General features: G+C 44.0%; 15 protein-coding genes. 6 read left to right on the forward strand and 9 right to left on the reverse strand.

The features are described from left to right. Positions 1 to 148: 148 nt before the first annotated feature. Positions 149 to 1,807, forward strand: a complete 1,659-nt coding sequence (gene ushA, locus FIV01_RS04050; RefSeq protein WP_152429844.1) for a bifunctional UDP-sugar hydrolase/5'-nucleotidase UshA — start codon at positions 149 to 151, stop codon at positions 1,805 to 1,807. Between the two features lie 72 nt (positions 1,808 to 1,879). Next, positions 1,880 to 2,365 (forward strand): Cys-tRNA(Pro) deacylase, encoded by a 486-nt coding sequence (gene ybaK, locus FIV01_RS04055; protein WP_152429845.1) that lies wholly within the window; start codon positions 1,880 to 1,882, stop codon positions 2,363 to 2,365. A gap of 91 nt (positions 2,366 to 2,456) precedes the next feature. Here ybaK and FIV01_RS04060 read toward each other — a convergent pair whose 3' ends face one another. After that, a complete protein-coding gene (locus FIV01_RS04060; protein ID WP_152429846.1) occupies positions 2,457 to 3,704 on the reverse strand; it encodes a uracil-xanthine permease family protein in 1,248 nt (415 codons plus the stop codon). 255 nt (positions 3,705 to 3,959) lie between these two features. On the opposite strand from FIV01_RS04060, the gene FIV01_RS04065 reads away from it, so the two are divergent. Beyond that, positions 3,960 to 5,171, forward strand: coding sequence for a DUF2066 domain-containing protein (locus FIV01_RS04065; protein ID WP_152429847.1), 1,212 nt, complete (start codon positions 3,960 to 3,962; stop codon positions 5,169 to 5,171). Between the two features lie 64 nt (positions 5,172 to 5,235). On the opposite strand, the gene FIV01_RS04070 is transcribed toward FIV01_RS04065, so the two are convergent. The 4 genes from FIV01_RS04070 to bepA all read right to left on the reverse strand — a co-directional run bounded on the left by FIV01_RS04070 (position 5,236) and on the right by bepA (position 8,153). After that, positions 5,236 to 5,655, reverse strand: a complete 420-nt coding sequence (locus FIV01_RS04070) for a DUF2069 domain-containing protein (protein ID WP_152429848.1) — start codon at positions 5,653 to 5,655, stop codon at positions 5,236 to 5,238. Between the two features lies 1 nt (position 5,656). Continuing rightward, positions 5,657 to 6,226, reverse strand: coding sequence for an NAD(P)H:quinone oxidoreductase (wrbA, locus tag FIV01_RS04075; protein WP_152429849.1), 570 nt, complete (start codon positions 6,224 to 6,226; stop codon positions 5,657 to 5,659). A gap of 1 nt (position 6,227) precedes the next feature. Beyond that, positions 6,228 to 6,572 (reverse strand): arsenate reductase (glutaredoxin), encoded by a 345-nt coding sequence (arsC, locus tag FIV01_RS04080; RefSeq protein ID WP_152429850.1) that lies wholly within the window; start codon positions 6,570 to 6,572, stop codon positions 6,228 to 6,230. Positions 6,573 to 6,698: 126 nt separating this feature from the next. Then, complete coding sequence (gene bepA / locus FIV01_RS04085) at positions 6,699 to 8,153, reverse strand: beta-barrel assembly-enhancing protease (protein WP_152429851.1); 1,455 nt, start codon at positions 8,151 to 8,153, stop codon at positions 6,699 to 6,701. Positions 8,154 to 8,429: 276 nt separating this feature from the next. Between bepA and FIV01_RS04090 the strand changes: the two genes are divergently transcribed. The 3 genes from FIV01_RS04090 to FIV01_RS04100 all read left to right on the forward strand — a co-directional run bounded on the left by FIV01_RS04090 (position 8,430) and on the right by FIV01_RS04100 (position 11,810). Next, positions 8,430 to 8,666 carry a sulfurtransferase TusA family protein gene (locus tag FIV01_RS04090; protein WP_152429852.1) on the forward strand — a complete coding sequence of 79 codons (237 nt, stop codon included), beginning with the start codon at positions 8,430 to 8,432 and terminating at the stop codon, positions 8,664 to 8,666. Next, positions 8,659 to 9,735, forward strand: a complete 1,077-nt coding sequence (locus FIV01_RS04095) for an AI-2E family transporter (RefSeq protein ID WP_152429853.1) — start codon at positions 8,659 to 8,661, stop codon at positions 9,733 to 9,735. Before FIV01_RS04090 ends, FIV01_RS04095 begins: the two co-directional genes overlap by 8 nt. 203 nt (positions 9,736 to 9,938) lie before the next feature. Further along, complete coding sequence (locus FIV01_RS04100) at positions 9,939 to 11,810, forward strand: methyl-accepting chemotaxis protein (RefSeq protein WP_152429854.1); 1,872 nt, start codon at positions 9,939 to 9,941, stop codon at positions 11,808 to 11,810. 83 nt (positions 11,811 to 11,893) lie between these two features. On the opposite strand, the gene hydA is transcribed toward FIV01_RS04100, so the two are convergent. From hydA to FIV01_RS04120, 4 genes are all read right to left on the reverse strand, one after another. Beyond that, on the reverse strand, positions 11,894 to 13,336 hold the full coding sequence (hydA, locus tag FIV01_RS04105) for a dihydropyrimidinase (RefSeq protein WP_216649455.1): 1,443 nt from the start codon (positions 13,334 to 13,336) through the stop codon (positions 11,894 to 11,896). Between the two features lie 52 nt (positions 13,337 to 13,388). After that, on the reverse strand, positions 13,389 to 14,861 hold the full coding sequence (locus tag FIV01_RS04110; RefSeq protein WP_216649456.1) for an NCS1 family nucleobase:cation symporter-1: 1,473 nt from the start codon (positions 14,859 to 14,861) through the stop codon (positions 13,389 to 13,391). Positions 14,862 to 14,916: 55 nt separating this feature from the next. After that, the gene (locus tag FIV01_RS04115; RefSeq protein WP_152429856.1) at positions 14,917 to 16,185 is read right to left on the reverse strand and encodes a Zn-dependent hydrolase; all 1,269 of its coding nucleotides are present in this window, start codon (positions 16,183 to 16,185) and stop codon (positions 14,917 to 14,919) included. A gap of 184 nt (positions 16,186 to 16,369) precedes the next feature. Further along, positions 16,370 to 17,866, reverse strand: a complete 1,497-nt coding sequence (locus tag FIV01_RS04120) for a CoA-acylating methylmalonate-semialdehyde dehydrogenase (protein WP_152429857.1) — start codon at positions 17,864 to 17,866, stop codon at positions 16,370 to 16,372. Positions 17,867 to 17,884 lie beyond the last annotated feature (18 nt).

A 17,884-nucleotide genomic window follows, 5' to 3' on the forward strand; every position in this document is an offset into this window, starting at 1 on the left:
AACTATCAAAACAAGATGCTAGCTTTAGCCGCTTAACTTAAACTATCCCAACCTTTTATTGAGCATGATCTCAAAACAAGTTCGTTAATTGCTCAATGAGTCTAAAACTCCATTCATTAAACAATTCTATATGCTCAAAGGTATGATAATGAAGCAACGTTTGATTTTTAAAACCGCATTGAGTGCCGCTCTTCTAACCACTCTTGCTAGTTGTGCAACGGCACCTAAGCCAGAGTGGGAAGCGGATAAAACTTATAAGCTGACCGTTCTTCACACCAACGACCACCATGGCCGTTTCTGGCAGAATAAATATGGTGAGTACGGCATGGCAGCGCGTAAAACCTTAATTGACGAACTACGTGCAGATATAGAGAGTGAGGGAGGCAGCGTTCTTCTTCTCTCTGGCGGTGATATTAATACAGGTGTTCCTGAATCTGACCTTCAAGATGCCGAACCCGACTTTAAAGGTATGAGTAAAATTGGCTACGATGCGATGGCGTTGGGGAATCACGAGTTTGATAACTCACTGGATGTGCTTTTTAAGCAGATAGAATGGGCAAACTTCCCAATGCTATCTGCCAACATTTATGACAAGAAAACGGGCAAACGCATGTTTCAGGCATATCAGATGTTTGAAAAGCAAGGAATAAAAATTGCCATTATTGGCCTAACAACCGAAGATACTGCCAAAATTGGTAACCCGGAATTTATCAGTGGAATCGATTTTAGAGATCCTAAAGAAGAAGCAAAGAAGTTGATTGCTGAAATCAAAAAAACCGAACACCCTGACCTGATTTTTGCCGTAACCCACATGGGGCACTACGAAAATGGTAATCGTGGCATTAATGCGCCTGGCGATGTGGCATTAGCGAGATACCTCAATGAAGGTGATTTAGACATGATTGTTGGCGGGCATTCACAAGAGCCTGTTTGCATGGAAGGGCCAAACATTGTCAACAAACGCTTTAAACCTGGTGATGAATGTAAACCCGACTTGCAAAACGGCACCTACATTGTGCAAGCCCATGAATGGGGTAAGTATGTTGGGCGTGCCGATTACGAATTTCGTAATGGAGAGCTGGAGATGGTGAGTTACGACTTGATCCCAGTGAACTTGAAGAAAAAAGTAAAAATTGATGGCAAAAAGCAGCGTGTCTTTATTCAAGATGAAATTGCAGAAAATCAAGAGATGCTAAAATTTCTACGTCCATATCAAGAAAAAGGTAAAGCACAATTAGAGGTGAAAATTGCTGAGTCTAATGGCAAATTAGAAGGTGATAGAGATGTGGTTCGCTTCCAGCAGACTAACCTTGGGCGTCTAATTGCAACTGCTCATATGGAACGAGCGCAAGCTGACTTTGGTATTATGAACTCTGGTGGTGTGCGTGATTCTATCGAAGGTGGAGATATCACTTATAAGGATGTGCTTAAAGTTCAGCCGTTTGGTAATATATTGACCTACACGGATATGACGGGCAAAGAAGTACTAGATTACTTGAATGCGGTTGCAACCATGCCAGTAGACTCCGGCGCTTATGCTCAGTTTGCAGGCATTTCAATGACAGTATCTAATGATAAAGTCTCGAATGTTTTCATTGGTGGCAAGCAGCTCAGACTAGATAAAACATACCGCTTTACAGTGCCAAGCTACAACGCAGCTGGTGGCGATGGTTATCCTAAGATCAGTGATCACCCTGGCTATGTGAACACTGGCTTTGTTGATGCTGAAATATTGAAAGAATACCTTCAAGATAACAGTCCAATTGATGTTAACAAGTTCGTGTCGAATGAAGTTGTGTATAAATAATTGGACCACCTAAGATAATTGAGGCGCTGGGTTTAGGATTCAGCGTCTTTTATTTTTCATAATGGAACCTCTATGACCCCCGCCATTAACCTTGCTAAGAAGAAGAAAATCTCGCATACCATTCATGAATATCAACATGACCCTCGTGCAGAAAGTTATGGACTGGAAGCCGCTGAAGCTATGGGGCAAGACCCAAGTGATGTGTTTAAAACTCTATTATTTAGTCTTAACGGTGACTCAAAAAACTTGGCTGTCGCGGTGATTCCTGTCGAGCATAAACTTAATCTAAAATTGGCTGCCAAGGCGGCGAAAGCGAAAAAAGTAGAGATGGCAAATCCTGAAATTGCTCAAAAAATCACAGGGTATGTTGTTGGAGGAATAAGCCCTTTAGGACAAAAAAAGGACCTGCCTACTTATATTCATCAAAGTGCCCAGAACAAAGCAACTATCTGTGTTAGTGCTGGCAGGCGTGGGGTAGAAATCGAACTTGCACCACAAGATTTAGCCTTATTGACGAGAGGTCAGTTTGCTGAGCTTTGTTTGAATATAGATGACTAGTATTCCGCTGATCTTATCTACGCAGAGGTAAGATAATGGGTTAGACTTTGGCTAGAGACCATAAAACTAACCCGTGCAAAGCTTGGGTTGCTTAGTTTATTTCATCTTCAATTTGTGCGTTATCTACAATGTGATTTTCGCCCAAAGTTTTCGGTAGGATTAAGTTAAGCAATATAGCCACAATCCCGCATAGACTGACGCCTTGTAAGCTAAACTCTCCAATTCCAAAAGCCATGCCACCAATACCAAAAACAAGAGTGACAGCAACAATCACTAAATTACGAGATTGATGCAAGTCGACCTTATTTTTGATTAAAGTATTTAGGCCTACCGTCGCAATTGAACCAAATAAGAGAATCATAATCCCCCCCATAACTGGCATAGGGATGGTTTGCAATACGGCGCCAAGTTTGCCAACTAGAGCAAGAATAATGGCAGTGACCGCAGCCCAGGTCATGATAACCGGATTAAATGCTTTGGTAAGCAATACGGCACCTGTAACTTCAGAGTAGGTTGTGTTTGGTGGAGCGCCCACCATAGAAGCCGCTATTGTAGCAATACCATCACCAGCTATCGTGCGATGTAGGCCCGGCTTTTTGAGGTAATCTTTACCAGTCACATTAGATATCGCAAGCATATCACCAACGTGTTCAACGGCTGGAGCGATAGCAACGGGAATCATGAATAAAATGGCATTAATATTAAATTCAGGCGCTGTGAATTTGGGTAAAGATAACCAGGCAGCCTGCGTTACTGGGCTAAAATCAACGATACCATACGCAAGGCTGGTGAGATAGCCTGCCAGTATGCCACCTAGAATGGGCATTAATTTAACAAAGCCTTTTGCGTACACACTGATAGCAATAGTTGTGACCAGTGATACGCAGGAAATAACCAAAGAGGCGTTCGCATCTATCAGTTGTGTTCCATCGCCTCCTTTTCCAAGTGCCATATTTACAGCCACTGGTGCTAAACCTAAACCAATAACCATAATGACAGGTCCAACAACAACCGGAGGAAGAAGTTTATGGATAAATCCAACACCTCTGACTTTAATAAAAGCGCCTAACACGACATAGACTAGGCCTGCCGCCATGAGTCCGCCCATAGTTGCCGGTATACCCCAGGTTTGAACTCCATACAAAATAGGGGCAATGAATGCAAAGGAAGATGCAAGGAAAATAGGTACGGCTTGGCGAGTGACAAACTGAAAAAGCAGAGTGCCTAGGCCTGCGCCAAAAAGAGCAACACTCGGATCTAGACCAGTTAATAATGGTACTAATACCAGTGCACCGAATGCAACAAAGAGCATTTGTGCTCCTTGGATGGCATTTTTCATCTTACATTTTCCTCTATTGACTCAGACCGATGTAGCGGTGATATGCTAGCCACAAAACGCGCCGGATCTTATCACCTCAGCAAACGATTGCAATCAGTGTAGGATCAAATAAAAGTCAATATGAAGGAGTAAACTGAGCAAAACTGCCAAGTAGACCAAAGTGTATGTGAAGATAAAAATGCGCTTTAGTTGCTCAGCGAGGGATAGTTGCTTATCATCGTAAGCTGGAAATGATTAAATGATGTTAGGATTGCTATGCGCCGTTTAGCTTTTTTGGTTTTGGTATTTGCATGCTTTCCCGTGCTTGCTCTAACCAACGTAGACTTATATCAGACTGAGATTGTACTCGACTCAGGGGTTGATAATGCTGATGCAAAGGCCCGAGTGAGTGGAATGAAAGAGATTATTGTTCGGGCATCGGGTGATTTAGATGCTACGTCTAATCCTGTTATTCAGAAAGCTTTAAAGCAAAATTCTCAGTACTTATCGCAAATCAGTCATGGTCAACTCGAAGGCCAGCAAACGTTAAGAATGGGATTTAGTGGGCCTCATATTCGCTCTCTTCTTAGTCAAGCTCAGGTGCCAGTGTGGCCAGCCGCTCGGGCTAATGTTTTAGTTTGGTTGGTTGAAGAGGCGCAGTACGATAGAAGTATCACTTGGGAACATTCTGAGTCTATGGTGCTGACTCAAATAAGAGCTGAAGCGGTCAAGAGAGGTTTACCGCTCACTGTGCCTGTCGGTGATTTTGATGATATTACTGGCGTTGCTGCTTCGGATCTTTGGGGGGGATTTACCCGTCCGCTTAGCCAAGCGAGTCAGCGCTATCCTGTTGATGCAGTTTTACTGGTGAGATCAGATGGTACTTCACTTCGTTGGACCTTGTATGATCAAAAACCAGCAACTATTGGTGTAACACGTCAAGCCCCCCTGTCTGGGTCCAACTCTGGAGAAGAGGGCGCTTCAAAAATGATTAACCAAATTAGCGACTACTATGCCAATAAGAGCTCAGTTGTTGTAGCTAGTGAGTCATCGGAAACGGTTAAAGTTCGTTTTACCACTCTAAAAAATGCGGTCGATTTCTTCAACTTAGAAAAGAGCCTCAAGAAATTAAGCTCAGTTGCCTCCTTGGATATCCTAAAAATTCAAAGTGATCAGGTGACTTTTAACGTACATCTATTAGCATCTCAAGCTCAGTTTGAACAAGAGCTTGGTCGCATGGACAAGGTTATTCCGCTTAATAATACATTGGATCCCATTCCCTCAAATTTTCAAAAGAGCGAAAGTGAGTTTTCAGAGACTGTATTGGATCCTGACTTGAATTCTTGGGATGAGAATAGTGTCGACCTTATTCCTTCTGAGCAAGTTCTTATGTTTGAATGGAAAGGTACGCCTACTGTTGCAGCGACTGAAGAGCCACAAGAAGTGGATCGCACGATAGAGTTTGATGAAACTGTGATTGAATACTAAAAAGGTCTGGCTTTTGCCAGACCTTTTCATTTTCAGCCATAAACCACTTTAAGTCGGAGAGGTATTATTCAAATCTTTGTTTTTCTTCTTTTTCGACTTTTGATAGCCGTTTCAGTTTGAGCCCTAGCTCTTGCCCACGAAATCGTGCAAATAAAATATTACTGACAAAAGCAAGGCTTGTTAGTGCGAGTTCTATAGTAGCAAGCCAACGCTCTCCGTCGTCAATATACAAGATGGTGAAGGCATGCAGAAAATACAGCATAAGGAAGAAATTTGCCCACGCATGGGTATATGGCTTGCCCATTACTATTCCCGGTAAGGGTAAAATTAGTGGGACACTCCATGCTACGGCTATTGCAATAGGGTTAATAAGAGGGTGAGGAGATAAGTAAAATTGCCATGTAAAAACCCAAGCAAGTAATCCTAAGTTTCCACCCAAAGCTAGAATGCGGACGAGTTTGGTGCTTACTTGCATTTCCTTCATTCTAACTTCCTCTCAGTGTTAGTGCTGTTGCAGCAAGGCGTTTACCTAGGTTCTGCGCAAGCTCAATTTCTTCTTTTGTGAGACTATTGCTGCCATGGCTAACAGTCGTCGCTCCATAGGGCGTTCCGCCAGATTGAGTGGTATGTAGTTTTGGCTCTGAATAAGGTATGCCCATAATAAGCATGCCATGGTGAAGAAGCGGCAACATCATGGTTTGCAATGTCGTTTCCTGTCCTCCATGCAAACTAGAAGAAGAGCTAAACACACAAGCGGGCTTATCGATTAAATCGCCAGATATCCATAAGCTAGAGGTTTGGTCCCAAAAGTGTTTCAAAGAGGCGGACATATTGCCGAACCAAACTGGGCTTCCCATCGCTAATCCATCACATGACTTAAGTTCGTCTAACGTGATTATCGGATCTTGAGCGTCACCTTCTGACTCAATACCATCAACTGTTCGGATCCAAGCTTCGCAATTAGGGGTGGATTCGATACCACGAGCAATTTGCCTTGCTAAGTTACGAGTAGAGCCGTGACGGCTGTGATAAAGGACCAGAAGTTGACATGCCATATTATAAAATCTCAAGTACCTGTTCAGGTGGACGACCATGTTTCGCTTGACCACCTTTGACGACAATAGGGCGCTCAATCAGTTTGGGATTGTTAGACATAGCTTCAAATAGCTTCTGATCGGATGCACCGGCAAGGCTAAGCTCTTTGTATATTTCTTCTTTGGTGCGCATCATATCACGGACTTCTTTCAAGCCTAGCTGAGAGTACAAAGTCTTCAGTTCCGCCACAGTTGGTGGTGTTTCTAAGTATTTAATAATTTCAGGCTGGATATTTTTTTCTTCCAACAGCGCGAGTGTTTGGCGGCTTTTAGAGCAACGTGGATTGTGATAAATCACGACTGACATAACTTAAATCTCCGAGCAGTAGATGAGTCAACAAGCTTAAAAGCTGACTGACTCTTTTGAAATATGATAACCAAAAAATTTATTAAAAACAGAATATTTCTACATACTTTGTGGTTAGGGAATGGTTTATTGTAGCGCCATAAATCGGTCTCTAGCGGCGATTAGTTGGTCAATTCGAGCGTCATATCTAGCTTGCTTGAGACTACCTAACTCGGCAATTTGGCCTGCTTGAGTATAGTACTGAATAGCTTTGTTCCAGTTGGCTTTAAGAGCGAGTATTTCTGCTCTTGAAGCGAGATCTTCATCTCTACGCCCAAGATGAATGTTTGCTTCAGAAAGAAGGTGCCATCCATTGATGTCATCAGGGTTATCGTGAGTGTAGCGCTGGAGAATACGCACAGCGTCTTCGTTTTTGTCTTGTTTCATCAAGACATTGGCATAATTGATCGTCAGTACAGAATTATTTGGTTTCGACTTCAAAGCATTTTTTAGCATGACTTCTGCTTTAGATGCTTGTCCCTTGGCTAAATAAAGGTCAGTCATCGCATCTAAGTAGAAGTTACTATCGGGTTGCTGCTTGAGTAATGCTTGCAAAAGCTCTGCTGCTTTATCAAGTTGTTTGTTATCTAAATAAACGAGAGCGCGACCATATTGAAAAGAAGGCTTGATGTCGTTTGGTGCTTTTTTTTCGGTGCGAGCAAACCAATCCAAGGCAGACTCTGAGTTGATATCTGCATATCTTGCCACAATCCTCGCTCGAGCTAGGTTGTAATCAATCGAAGGGACGACTTTTCTCTCAGGGTAGCTACGAGCTCTGGCGCGGCTATCGGTAATCCTATCTTCTGGAAGAGGGTGAGTGAGAAGCATTGGCGGTGGAGTACTTGCGTAGCGGTATTCATCAGCAAGTCGCGAGAAGAACCTTGGCATCGCATTCACATCAAAGCCCGCCTTTGCGAGTGTCTCGATACCGAACCGATCTGCTTCTTTTTCATTACTCCTTGTATAGTTTATTTGGCCTTGAATATTACCAGCAGTCGTTGCCGTTATCGCTGCAATACCAGCCTCTGGTGCTGCTATTGCGAGTAATAATGAACCCGCTAAGGCTGCTAAAGTTGCAGGAGAGCGTCGCGCTTGGTCTTCCATACTTCTGGCTAGGTGGCGCTGAGTGACGTGTGAAATCTCATGAGCCATGACGGATGCCAGTTCACTTTCTGTTTTTGCATGAAGAAATAAGCCGCTATGTAAAGCGACATAGCCGCCGAAAAAGGCAAACGCATTGATGTTGCGATCGCGAATCATAAAAAAAGTGAAGGGCGTTTTGACGTCATTAGCATTAGCAACCAGTTGATGACCAAGGCTGTCAATGTACTCATTGATAACAGGATCGCTGATGATCGGATGGCTACTACGCAGCATACGCATATAGGCATCACCATATTGAAGTTCCTGATCTATGGTTAGTGTACTGCTAGCAGTCGTACCTATATCAGGTAAATCGATATTATTTGCGTAGATAGGGAGTTGCATGCCTAGAGAGGCCGCTACACATAAGCAGACGAGTGAGCGTGTACGTTTAAACATATATTAATGAATGTACTCCATAATCGTAGGGCGTTTTGCTGAGCCTACTATCTATAATAACAGGGTTGAGTATGGGATATCGAGTTTGACTCTCTTTTTGTGATAAGGTTTCACTTGCTTATGCACACAGTCGACCTTCACATAATGAATTTTAGGGTAATTCTTATGTTGACAGTCAGTATAATGTGAAACTTGCATTGTTGAGGGAATTTGCCCTGACGTTGAAAACAAAACACTATACAATATTCGGCTCAATGTTACACATTAGGCTAAATAATGGAACAGAATGTGTTGGACTTACGTGATGAACGTTGTCCAATGGCTTTATTGCTAGTGAAACGTCGAGTCAAAGATATGGTCACGGGCCAAGAGGCGATCATATACGTGGCAGACCAGCAGTCTTTCTTTGATATAAAACGCTTTTTGCTTAAGCAATCTTTTCGTGTGTTCTGTGAAGAGTGTGATGATTATTATCGTGTAAAGCTAATTAAAGGAACCCTACCGAATGTTTGAAATGGTGAGTCGCTGGTATAAACGACGCTTTTCCGATCCACATGCCGTAAGCTTGGTCGCGATCCTATTGGTTGGCTTTGTCACGATTTATTTTTTTGGTGATTTAATTGCGCCGCTTTTGGTTGCGATCGTTTTGGCCTATTTATTAGAGTGGCCAGTGACGCAGCTTTCTCGCTTTCACATTCCAAGAAACCTCGCTGTTATATTGGTGATTGCGGGTTTTACCAGCCTAATGCTAATCGCTGTATTTGGGCTTGTTCCGACGATTTGGAAACAGGTAGGAAATTTGATTAACGATATCCCAACCATGTATCAGGGAGTGCAGAGAGCGATTGCTGAGCTGCCGCAGCGATACCCGGAATTAGACAATTTTCAGATTGTCGAATCGGTCGTAACTAACGCGAAAAATCAAATTATTGTAATGGGAGAGACAGTGGTAAAAGGCTCTCTTGCATCCTTAATAAGTATCGCTACTTTGGCTGTCTATCTGATTTTGGTACCTTTACTGGTTTTTTTTCTGCTTAAAGACAAGCAGGAGATGATTTCTCTTGCAAGCAGGGTTCTGCCGAGAAATCGTAAGCTCGCGACTAAAGTATGGCATGAAATGAATGAGCAAATCTCAAACTATATTCGTGGAAAAGTCATGGAGATCCTTATTGTTGGTAGCGTAAGTTACGTGACATTCGCTCTTTTAGAACTGCGTTATTCTGTATTGCTTGCGGTAGCTGTTGGTCTCTCGGTACTTATTCCGTATATAGGAGCGGCTGCTGTGACAGTTCCCGTAGCAATCGTTGGCTTGTTCCAATGGGGCTTTACTCCAGAGTTTTACTGGTTACTTTTGGCATATGGCATCATACAGGCTCTTGATGGTAACGTGTTGGTTCCCATTCTCTTTTCAGAGGCCGTAAATTTACATCCAGTGGCGATCATTGTTGCCGTATTAGTATTTGGTGGTTTGTGGGGGTTCTGGGGGGTGTTTTTTGCCATTCCTCTGGCCACTTTAGTCAAGGCTGTATGGAATGCTTTGCCAAGTCACGACGAAGAAGATGCTTATAGCCATCCAGGTTAATGATAATTTTCATATATATACAACAAAAAGCTCGAATGCATATGCATTCGAGCTTTTTTATTGCGTAGAAGGTATATACTTTTTAAAAGAGTGTTTTACAAAACATCAGTTTTGTAGGAAATTTCTTAAGTCTGCGTTGGTTAGGACGATAATAATAAATGACAAGATAACAACTACAAACGAATTACTCTTTGAGGGACACTATGAGATTCAGTCAAAAGATTGTCGCAGCATCTTCACTGCTGTTGTTGGTCACCGTTGTGTTACTGTCTATTCAGCAGTTAAGCACTGTTAAAGAAGAAGTTGAAGACTTGGTTGATACCAGTCTAACGGAGATGGTGAAAGGGGTAAAAAACACCGTCGTATCTGAAATGGCGAGTAAAAAATCCCTCGCTATGTCGACCACCGAAGTGCTGGAGCTTGACCCGCAGAACAAAACTCGAGTTAAGGATGTACTTGAAAAGCCCAACCTTAAAGGTACTTTTTTAGCGGTCGGTTATGCCTATGAAGCTGATGGTTTTGTAGTTGAAAATGACGATGGTTGGGAAGCTGGTTCTGACTATGATCCAAGAGTTCGCCCTTGGTATAAGGCGGCGAAAGCACAGGGCAAGTTAGTAGTTACAGCACCTTATGTCGATGTTTCCTCAAAAAAGGTCATCATATCAATCGGTACTCCAGTGAAAGATAGCGGCCAATTTACCGCTGCTATGTTCTATGACTTAGAATTAACTGGCTTGGCTGATTTGGTCAATAGTGCCAATCTTCTAGATGCTGGCTATTTATTTATTGTGTCATCTGATGGAACCACAATTGCCCACCCTGAAGCGGAGAACAACGGTCAAAAGCTATCGACTTATCTTCCCGATATTACACTTAAAGAAGGTGAGCAACGGTTTGAAAAAGATGGACGTTCATATATGGTGCATCTTACCCCAGTTCCTAGTGAAAACTGGTTTATAGGAGCTGTTGTCGATGAAGATATCGCCTTTGCCGCTGTTTCAGATATGCGTAACAGCTCTATTCTTTACACAATTATCAGTGTTGTTTTAAGTGTCATTGTACTCAGTTTCTTAATTAAAGTGCTGATGCGCCCACTTGGTACCTTAAACGAAGCCATTAAAGATGTTGCCTCAGGCCAAGGAGATTTAACTAAGCGGCTAGATACCAATACTGATAAAGAGTTCGCTGAACTTGCTGAAGGCTTTAACACCTTTACTGAGACACTGCAAAAGCAGATCCAGCAATCGAAAGCCATCGGTGCTGAAATCTTACGCGGCACAGAAATGACAGTTCAGGGTTCAGAAGAGTCTGCTGAAGCGATGCGCAGTCAGCTTCATGAGCTAGAGCAGTTAGCAACAGCGATGAACGAGATGGCCGTGACAGCGACGGAAGTTGCCAACAACGCCCAAGGAGCTGCTGGGGCGGCAAAAGAAGCCGATGAGGCGACACAAATGGGGTCGTCTGTGGTGAGTGATACTACAGCATCAATAGATGCGCTATCTGCCAGAATTGACCAAGCGGTGGAAGAGGTGCAAGGGCTTGAGTCGGCGACGGCAAACATCGAAACCATTTTGAAAGTAATTAACGATATCGCTGACCAAACGAATTTACTCGCATTGAATGCTGCCATCGAAGCTGCAAGGGCTGGTGAATCTGGCCGAGGCTTTGCGGTGGTTGCTGATGAAGTGAGAACCTTGGCCCAGCGCACTCAGGAATCAACAACTGAAATTCGCAATATGATTGAGCAGCTACAATCTGGTGCTAGTTCAGTATCTGCTGCGATGCGTGAGAGTAAAACTACGGCTGTCGATGCGGTGGAAAAAGCAAAAGCTGCTGATGAGTCTCTACAGCGCATTCGCGAGTCAATTCAGAGTATCACAGATATGAATATGCAGATTGCTTCAGCGGCAGAGGAGCAAAGCTTAGTGGCAGAGGAAATCAATGCGAATACAGTGAAGATTAAAGACCTGTCCACTCAAGTTGCCGATGCTGCAGAAGACGCCAATGTTGCAATGCAAGTTCAAACCGAAAACGTGCGTGAGCAAGATTCTATCTTAAATAAATTTATTGTTTAGAGTGTTGATAAAAGTACAACGCCAGCGACATCGCTGGCGTTTTTTTCAGTGCTTACCATCACTCACTTTATTAACAGTAGCACTCAGCGACTCACCGCTTCTGGTTCTTCAAGCTGATTGCGCTTGAGTTGACTTTGATAGAAACTCGCATACGGAGGGCGGGTAATGTATTGACCATCGCCTGGTGCTGATTTCAGCTCTCCTTTATCCCAAGCAACCTTACCATTACAGATGGTCATAACGGGTTTACCTTGAACCTGCATACCTTCAAAAATATTGAAGTCGATTTTAGACATCTGTTCGCTAACCGTGAAGGTTTTCTCCTGCTTAGTATCCCATATAACGATATCGGCATCGGACCCAACAGCAATCACGCCTTTACGAGGGTATAAATTAAAGATTTTGGCAGCATTAGTGGATGTCATTGCAACGAACTCATTGGGTGTGATTTTACCTTGATTAACGCCTTTATCCCACATCACCATCATGCGCTCTTCCACTCCTGATGTGCCATTTGGGATCATGGTGAAATTGTCTTTGCCCATGGCTTTTTGCGAGGCGCAGAAAGCGCAATGATCAGTGGCTGTGGTCTGAATAGCATCACTTTGCAAGCCTTTCCACAAAGCGTCTTGATGCTTTTTAGGCCGGAAAGGAGGACTCATTACGTGCGCGGCAGAGTAGTTCCAATCTGAGTTTTTATAAACGCTATCATCAATGACTAAGTGACCAGCAAGACACTCGCCAAATACGATTTGTCCATTGTCTTTGGCGTATTTTATCGCATCAACGGCTTCTTCCGTTGAAACATGCACTAAGTAAATAGGCGCTCCTAAAGTACCTGCAATATTGATGGCACGATTAGCGGCTTCACCTTCAACCGCTGGTGGGCGAGAGAGTGGGTGTCCTTCAGGACCTGTGATCCCTTTTTCTAACAGCTTTTGTTGCAGATGATGAACCAGCTCACCATTTTCTGCGTGTACAGTCGGTATTGCCCCCAACTCAAGGCAGGTACTAAAACTTGACACCAAAATATCGTCGGTAGCCATGATGGCATTTTTGTAGGCCATAAAATGCTTAAAACTATTCACACCATGGTCTGCAACCAAGGTTTTCATTTCATTTTTTACCGATTCATCCCACCATGTAATCGCAACGTGAAAGCTGTAGTTACATTGAGATAGCGACGCCCAATCTTGCCATTGGTGATAAGCTTCGATTAATGACTGTTTGGGAGAGGGAATAACAAAGTCAATAATGGTTGTTGTGCCGCCAGCAAGGGCGGCTGCTGTCCCTGAGGCAAAGTCGTCGGAAGCCACTGTGCCCATAAAAGGCAATTGCATATGAGTATGGGGGTCGATTCCGCCAGGCATGACCAGTTTGCCATGGGCATCAACTGTTTCAGTGTCTTTTGGAATATCAAGGTTTTGACCTATCTGACTTATTTTGCCATCCACGCACAGTATATCGGCTGAGTAGGTTTGTTCATGGGTGACGATATCGCCCCCTTTGATTAAAAGATTCATCATAACTCCTTGTTTAATATGGCCACTAGCGCTAAGCACTAGTGGCCGTTCTTGTTCAGGCTTTTTCCGGTTGAGCATTGATTGCTGGATGTGTACTGGCCGAGGCGATTAGGTAGTACAACATTGCCCCAGAAAAGGCGCCGGTAAACCATCCGTAGTTGTAAAACCAAATTAAGACATCAAAAGTGAGGGCAATAATGGTTAGGGTTACTGGGATGAAGAAGGCAATGAAGCCTGCATAGTTAATTGATGGGCTTTGTTCTTGGTCAGAGTAGAGTGCGGGAATATCTAAGTGTTGTTTTTTGATCAGAAAATAGTCGACAATCATGATCCCTGCTATTGGTCCTAGAAGGCTAGAATATCCAAGTAGCCAATTAGAATACATAGCTTCGACGCTGACATCAGACTCTATCCAGTTGAGCTTTTTTAGAAGCTCCCAACTCATCAGTCCCAAACCAACCAGTCCTGTGAGCATGACTCCACGAGTATGGTTGATTTGTTTAGGAGCGATATTTTGAAAGTCATTGGTCGGCGATACCACATTAGCTGCCGTATTGGTCGATAGCGTCGCAATTATAATCAAAACCATGGCAATAACGACCCAAAATGGGCTTTCAATTTTACTGATCAGAGTGATGGGATCAGATATGGTTTCGCCGAACAGTGTGTATGAGGCAGAGGTAAGTACAACGCCTAATGCAGCAAAAAAGAACATGGTCAGAGGTAGGCCAATGATTTGCCCGACAATTTGATCCTTTTGCGATTTTGCGTAGCGGCTAAAGTCTGGAATATTGAGCGATAGTGTTGCCCAAAAGCCGACCATAGCCGTGAGTCCTGCAAAGAAGTAACTGGCCAGTCCCGCTTCTTCAGGGCGATTGGCTGGAGTCATAATGATTTCTGTATAAGAGACCTTATCACTTGCCCAAAATATCAGACCGAATCCCACTGCAAGCAGCAGCGGTGCTGAGAGAGTTTCGAGCCATTTTATAGACTCAGAACCTTTGAGCACTATACCTATATTGAGCACCCAAAAGATAAAGAACCCGAGTACTTCTCCGACACCTGCAAGGCTGGCCCAGCTTGTCGAAAGCTCTGACAAAAGTAGGTGAATGGCTAAACCACCGAACATGGTTTGGATACCAAACCAGCCACAAGCAACTAGCCCTCGGATTAGACATGGAACATTAGAGCCGAGAGTACCAAATGACGAACGCAGAAGAATTGGAAAAGGTATGCCGTATTTGGTGCCAGCAAAGGCATTGAGAGTGAGGGGGATTAATACAATGATATTAGCAAGTAAAATGGTAAACAAGGCTTCAAGTACTGACAGGCCAAAGTAGGCCGTGAGTATGCTTCCGAGTGTATAAGTTGGCACACAGATGGCCATACCAACCCACAATGCGGCAATGTTTACTTTACTCCAAGTACGCTCTGAGACTTTGGTGGGGGCGAGGTCTTGATTAAAGTATTTACTATCGATTAAATCTTTGGCGACCTCTAGCTCGTAGAAGTTGCCAATTTTTTTCATGCTTGATTGCTTCATTAACTTCTCATCCGTTTGAGAATTTGTTTCGAGCAGAGATTTACCCTGCGGTGTCATATTCAGCCGGGCTAACAGATTCTTTTGCAATCCGTTCGCTCGCTTCGAGCATGGTATGGAGAAGAACGTTAGCTCCAGCCTCACACTCTTCAGGAGAAGTATTTTCGATTTCGTTGTGACTAATGCCATTTTCACAAGGGGTAAAGATCATGCCAGTAGGAACTAGGTCAGCCATATAGCAAGCATCGTGTCCTGCACCTGCGTAGATATCCATATTCGAATAGCCAAGCTTTTCTGCAGCAGATTTAACATCGTCAGAGGCATTAAATTCAACAGGAGCAAAATACCAGAAGGGGTCAATATCGATTTGTATCTCGCGCTCTTTCGCTACCGACTCGCAGTACTTGGTAAATACGCTGTCCATCTCAGCCAGTGTATCGGCATTGGGGTTGCGTAGGTCGACACTAAAGGTAATTTCACCTGGGATCACATTGCGAGAATTTGGAAAAACTTGCATAAAGCCGACTGTACCAAGTCCATTTTCGTAGCGGTGAGCGATTTCCTCAACCTCGGTAATAATTTTGGCACTCGCTACCATGGCGTCGTTACGCAAATACATAGGCGTGGTGCCTGAATGAGACTCACGACCTTTAATTGTCACGTTATACCATCGAATACCTTGCCCCAGTCGTACTATACCTATGGTTTTTCCTTGGTCTTCCAAGATTGGGCCTTGCTCTATATGAGTTTCAAAAAAGGCACCAATGTTGCGGCTGCCGGGCTCTTCCTTACCTAAATAGCCGATTTTCTCTAGCTCATCTTTTAATCGAATGCCATCGACATCTGTTTTGTTTAACTCTGTTTCTAAATCGAACCGACCAACATAGACCCCAGAGCCTTGCATGGCTGGCTGAAATCGAGAGCCTTCTTCGTTGGTCCACACCGTAAACTCCATTGGTGTTTCGGTGACAATATTGTTGTCATGCAAGGTGCGCAGCACTTCAACTCCTGCCAATACGCCAAACACGCCGTCAAATTTACCACCGGTTGGCTGAGTGTCTAAGTGACTGCCCGTTGCAACGGCTGGCAGTGAATTGTTTTTGCCTTCACGGCGAGCAAAAATATTACCCATTTTGTCGACACTGACAGTGCAGCCGCAGGCTTTACACCAGTCGACAAACAAATCTCTGGCTTTACCATCTAATTCGGTTGCGGCTAAGCGAGCGCATCCCCCTTTTTCCGTTAATCCAAATTGAGCCATCTCCATAAGGCTTTGCCATAGTCGATCGCCATTGACGCGTAAGTTTTGCATACAAACTCCTTTTTACTTGTTTTTAGGCCATGCTCAGGCCGTGAACTCTTGGCCGTCATTCATTGAAATAACAGAGCTTGAGTGTTCAAATAGACAATAAATGGATACTTTAAATCTGACATTGGCCTGTGGATTGTTCAGCCGCAGGCCAATGTTAGGCTTGATAATTTGTTATTGTTACAGGTTACAAACTTGGGAAGGAAAACAAGGTTCCATCCTTCGCTTCGCCTGTTGGCCACCTTTGACTGATGGCTTTACGTCTAGTGTAAAAGCGAACCGAATCAGGACCATATGCATGCAAGTCACCAAACAAGGAGCGCTTCCAGCCACCAAAACTATGGTAAGAAACAGGGACTGGCAGAGGTACATTGATCCCCACCATGCCAACCATAACTTGGTCAGAGAAATAACGGCTAGCTTCCCCATCTCGGGTAAATATACAAGTGCCGTTGCCATACTCATGTTGGTTAATAAGTGAGACTGCTTCTTCTAAAGAGTTGACTCTTACCACCACAAGCACAGGACCAAATACCTCTTGTTGATAGATGTCCATGGCGGGTGTTACTTTGTCAAACAGCGTGCCGCCAAAGAAGAAACCTGACTCATAGCCTAGAACAACAAGGTTTCTGCCGTCAACAATAAGTTCGGCTCCCTGCTCAACGGCCTGAGTCACATAGTTAGTGACCTTGTCCTTTTGTGCTGCTGTGATAAGTGGCCCCATCTCATTGGTATCATCACTGCCAGGGCCAACTTTAAGTGCTTCTACTTGATGCTTGAGTTTGTCTACAAGAGCATCGGCAACCTTATCACCAATAGCAACTGCAACTGAGATAGCCATACAACGCTGACCGCAAGAGCCGTAGGCTGCCCCCATTAACGCACTGGTTACATTGTCAATATCAGCATCTGGCATAATGACCGCATGGTTTTTTGCACCGCCCAGAGCTTGGCAGCGTTTCCCTTTCTCTGATGCGCGTTGATAAATGGTTTCTGCAATTGGGGTCGAGCCGACAAAGCTAATTGCTTGAATCGTGTCATCATCAATCAGTTGATTGACCGCATCAGCCCCCCCGTTAACCACGTTAAGCACCCCTTTGGGTAGACCAGCTTGTTCAGCGAGCTGAGCAATGTATAGCACACAGGAAGGGTCGCGTTCAGATGGTTTGAGCACAAAAGTATTGCCACACATTACTGCACTTGGCCACATCCAAAGTGGGACCATGGCTGGAAAGTTAAAGGGGGTAATTCCAGCTACTACACCTAAAGGTTGTAGCTCGCTCCAAGCATCAATATCGCGTCCAACATTGCGGCTATGCTCTCCTTTGAGTAACTCTGGGATCCCACAAGCAAACTCGACATTTTCTATACCACGAGCCAATTCGCCTTTTGCGTCGCTAAGTACCTTACCATGTTCTCGTGAGACCAATTCACAAATGGTATCTTGGTTGTCTTCTAGTAGTTGTTTAAAGCGATACATAACCTGAGCGCGAACCGCTGGTGGAGTATTTCGCCAAGCAGGATAAGCTTGCTTAGCCGCGCTAATTGCCATAGCGACGGTTTGTTCTGATGCCATACATACTTGCGCACATGGCTCGCCCGTTGCTGGGTTATATACAGCTTGCGCTTGTTCTTCTTCTGAGTGGATCTCGCCGTTAATCAGGTGACCAATACTTTCTAACATGTTTACTTCCTTATGGGG

It is taken from the genome of Vibrio aquimaris, assembly GCF_009363415.1.
Classification (GTDB): Bacteria; Pseudomonadota; Gammaproteobacteria; order Enterobacterales; family Vibrionaceae; genus Vibrio; species Vibrio aquimaris.

Excerpts from the sequence above, each read along its gene's own strand:
- wrbA (WP_152429849.1), bottom strand. The coding sequence starts at position 6,226 with ATGGCATGTCAACTTCTGGTCCTTTATCACAGCCGTCACGGCTCTACT.
- ybaK (WP_152429845.1), top strand. The coding sequence starts at position 1,880 with ATGACCCCCGCCATTAACCTTGCTAAGAAGAAGAAAATCTCGCATACC.
- FIV01_RS04090 (WP_152429852.1), top strand. The coding sequence starts at position 8,430 with ATGGAACAGAATGTGTTGGACTTACGTGATGAACGTTGTCCAATGGCT.
- FIV01_RS04100 (WP_152429854.1), top strand. The coding sequence starts at position 9,939 with ATGAGATTCAGTCAAAAGATTGTCGCAGCATCTTCACTGCTGTTGTTG.
- FIV01_RS04065 (WP_152429847.1), top strand. The coding sequence starts at position 3,960 with ATGCGCCGTTTAGCTTTTTTGGTTTTGGTATTTGCATGCTTTCCCGTG.
- FIV01_RS04070 (WP_152429848.1), bottom strand. The coding sequence starts at position 5,655 with ATGAAGGAAATGCAAGTAAGCACCAAACTCGTCCGCATTCTAGCTTTG.
- bepA (WP_152429851.1), bottom strand. The coding sequence starts at position 8,153 with ATGTTTAAACGTACACGCTCACTCGTCTGCTTATGTGTAGCGGCCTCT.
- arsC (WP_152429850.1), bottom strand. The coding sequence starts at position 6,572 with ATGTCAGTCGTGATTTATCACAATCCACGTTGCTCTAAAAGCCGCCAA.
- hydA (WP_216649455.1), bottom strand. The coding sequence starts at position 13,336 with ATGATGAATCTTTTAATCAAAGGGGGCGATATCGTCACCCATGAACAA.
- FIV01_RS04120 (WP_152429857.1), bottom strand. The coding sequence starts at position 17,866 with ATGTTAGAAAGTATTGGTCACCTGATTAACGGCGAGATCCACTCAGAA.
- FIV01_RS04110 (WP_216649456.1), bottom strand. The coding sequence starts at position 14,861 with ATGAAAAAAATTGGCAACTTCTACGAGCTAGAGGTCGCCAAAGATTTA.
- FIV01_RS04115 (WP_152429856.1), bottom strand. The coding sequence starts at position 16,185 with ATGCAAAACTTACGCGTCAATGGCGATCGACTATGGCAAAGCCTTATG.
- ushA (WP_152429844.1), top strand. The coding sequence starts at position 149 with ATGAAGCAACGTTTGATTTTTAAAACCGCATTGAGTGCCGCTCTTCTA.
- FIV01_RS04060 (WP_152429846.1), bottom strand. The coding sequence starts at position 3,704 with ATGAAAAATGCCATCCAAGGAGCACAAATGCTCTTTGTTGCATTCGGT.
- FIV01_RS04095 (WP_152429853.1), top strand. The coding sequence starts at position 8,659 with ATGTTTGAAATGGTGAGTCGCTGGTATAAACGACGCTTTTCCGATCCA.